The sequence below is a fragment of the Streptomyces sp. WAC04114 genome (assembly GCF_019733245.1).
In the GTDB taxonomy this organism is placed as follows: domain Bacteria; phylum Actinomycetota; class Actinomycetes; order Streptomycetales; family Streptomycetaceae; genus Streptomyces; species Streptomyces massasporeus_A.
Genome location: NZ_JAIGQA010000338.1, coordinates 1 through 2,531 on the forward strand (window position 1 = coordinate 1; position 2,531 = coordinate 2,531).

Consider the following 2,531-nt stretch of genomic DNA (forward strand, 5'->3'; position numbering starts at 1 on the left):
GCCCCCGGCGCCGGCGTCGCCCCCGGCCCCTGCGCGTTCGGGTCGTCGACCGCCGGCGACAGCGCCGTCGGCGGCAGCTGACTGCCGCCCGACATCAGCGTCGTCTTGGCCTCGGGCGTCGCCGAAGGCGGCGCGCTGTCGCCGTCGCTGTCGGCCCCGCTCAACGGCGGCGCGAAAACCGTCGCCGGCAGCGGCACGGAACGGTCGTCACCGGCATCCGCGTTGGTGTCCGTACCGGCCCAGGGCGTAGCCCCCGCAGGCACGCCCGGCGCCGCCGGCGCCCCGGAGGCACCCGCGTCGCCGTCGGCACCGGAGTCAGCGCCCCCGGCCGCCGGCCACGAGGCACCACTGCCCGGCGCGGCGGGCGCACCCTGCACGGCAGCCACCGGCCCGGAAGCAGAACCCGCACCCGAACCCGCGCCGGCACCCGAACCCGCACCCGCGCCGACGCCGACACCCGAACCGGAATCCGCCCCCCCGACCGCAGAAGCCCCATCACCCCCGGCTCCAGCACCCGCACCACGCCGATCCGGAATCCCCAGCTTGTCCGCCGCATCCTGCAACCACTCCGGCGGAGTCAGCAGGAACGACGTCTGATTCAGATCCACCCGCGCGGCAGGTGCCGCCGTTGCCGGCTCGTCCACCGCGTCCGGACGGCCGTACTCCTCCTCGTACCGGCGGATCACCTCACCCACCGGCAGCCCGGGCCACAACGTCGCCTCGCCACTGTCCCGCGCGATCACCAGCCGCTGCGCGCCACCGTCCGACCGCGGCCCGTCCGACCGGTCCTCGGCCCACACCACGAACCCGAGATCGAACTCCCGCACCCGCACCTCACGATGCTGGTACGACGGCACATCCCCATTGATCCACTCTTCCGCGCGCTCCTGCGCCTGCGCGAAGGTCACCATCGCCGACTCACTCCCCCACGGCCGAGGACGACACCGCACCCACCGGCACCACACGCGCGAACCCGCCGTCCACCATCAGGTTCGCCACCGTCTCCAACTCCGGCGGATTGCCCGCCAGCCGCGACAGGAAGACATCGAAGTCGTCCCCGCACGGCAGCAGCAACCGCTCCACGCGCTCCGCCGGCGGCACCGAGGGATCCACGTCCCGGGCGTCGTCGTACGCGCAGAACCACACCGAACCGATCCGCTCGCCCTTCACCTTCACGGCCAGCAGCCCGCCCTGCACGAACGCGATCCCCAGATAGTCCTTGGTCAGATGGTCACGCAGACACTTGTTGACGTACACCAGGTCATTGACCGCCGCCTCGTCGCGCACCGTGAAGAACGGCTGGTCCACCAGCAGCCCCAACTCCGCGTCCAGCACGGCACCCACCGGCGCACAGCCACCCGCCGCCTTCAAGAACGACCGGTACGCACCCGGCAACCGGTAGCCGAGATCCTCCTCGACCCCCAGCACCTGCGACTCCGTCACCGCGACACCCGACTTCGGCAACCCGAAATGCGCCGGACGCGTCTCCTGCAACGGCCGCGTGCCCCGCTTGGAATGGTCGACACCCGACGTCGCCACACCCCCGTGATGCCGCAGCAACGCCTTCACCTCGACCGGAACCAGCTCCAGCCGCCGCGTACCCACCACGTGGTGCCACGTCCAGCCGTGCGGCGTCGCCACCGCCGGCACCGTGTCCCACAACTCGTGCCCCGACGCCGACAGCGCCGTGTTCGCCGACACGTAGTCCGTCAGCCGCAACTCGTCGACACCGAAACCCTCCGGCGGCTCCGCGATCTCCGCGGCCGCGCGCGCGTAAGCCGAGAAGTCGGGGTAACCGTGCTCGTCGACCCGTACCCCTCTCGGGTGACGCGCCGCCCGAACCGGATCCGGGAAGTGCACGACCTGCCCGGCGTAGGCCGCGTTCGGCGGCGCGGCTTGCTGCCCGAGCCGACCTGTCGTCATGGCGGTTGCCCCCTGCGGCACTCTGTACGACCCGTATTGACCACCCTTGGCGCACTACGACCCGTATCGACTGTCACTGCACACGCCGACTACGGATCACCCTCCGGTTCACTGCATCGAGCCCCGAACGGATCACCGCATCGCCTGCGGTGCCGACAGCCTATGCGGTACGACGACACCGGTCACCGGCACCGGTCGGCACCCCCTCCGCTTCCGTGACCAGGCGTCACCCCACCGTGACGGCACACCCCGCTATGGGCGTGTCGCCGCGCCCCAGCTTCCGCACCAGCCACGGCATTTGGCAGTCTGTGACCCCCGGGGGGATGCACGGAGGGGAAGACGATCATGAACGCCACGCAGACGGGACCACACACCGGCAGGTCCGCCGACCCACGAAACGGCGACCCACGAGGCGGCACCCACGGCACCGGCACCCAAGCCGGCGACCCACGCGCCACCGACCCACGAAACGGCGACCCCCGCATCGGCTGGAGCGCCACCGAGGCAGCCCACACCCCCGCCCTCCGCCACCGCCGCGACGGCATCCTCCCCACCATCGCCGCCGCCCTCTCCGTCCGCGGCGGTGGCGGAGGGCGGGGGTGTGGGCT

1 protein-coding gene and 2 pseudogenes are annotated in these 2,531 nt (G+C 72.2%); 1 reads left to right on the forward strand and 2 read right to left on the reverse strand.

Going from position 1 to position 2,531, the window contains the following annotated elements; genetic code table 11:
- Together K4G64_RS38935 and K4G64_RS38940 are read right to left on the reverse strand one after the other, a co-directional pair.
- Positions 1–911, reverse strand: a pseudogene (locus K4G64_RS38935) (hypothetical protein); the annotation flags it as partial.
- A gap of 7 nt (positions 912–918) precedes the next feature.
- The gene (locus tag K4G64_RS38940; protein WP_221760569.1) at positions 919–1,923 is read right to left on the reverse strand and encodes an SMI1/KNR4 family protein; all 1,005 of its coding nucleotides are present in this window, start codon (positions 1,921–1,923) and stop codon (positions 919–921) included.
- 345 nt (positions 1,924–2,268) lie between these two features.
- On the opposite strand from K4G64_RS38940, the pseudogene K4G64_RS38945 reads away from it, so the two are divergent.
- Positions 2,269–2,531 (forward strand): annotated as a pseudogene (locus K4G64_RS38945) (hypothetical protein); the annotation flags it as partial.

Excerpts from the sequence above, each read along its gene's own strand:
- K4G64_RS38940 (WP_221760569.1), bottom strand. The coding sequence starts at position 1,923 with ATGACGACAGGTCGGCTCGGGCAGCAAGCCGCGCCGCCGAACGCGGCC.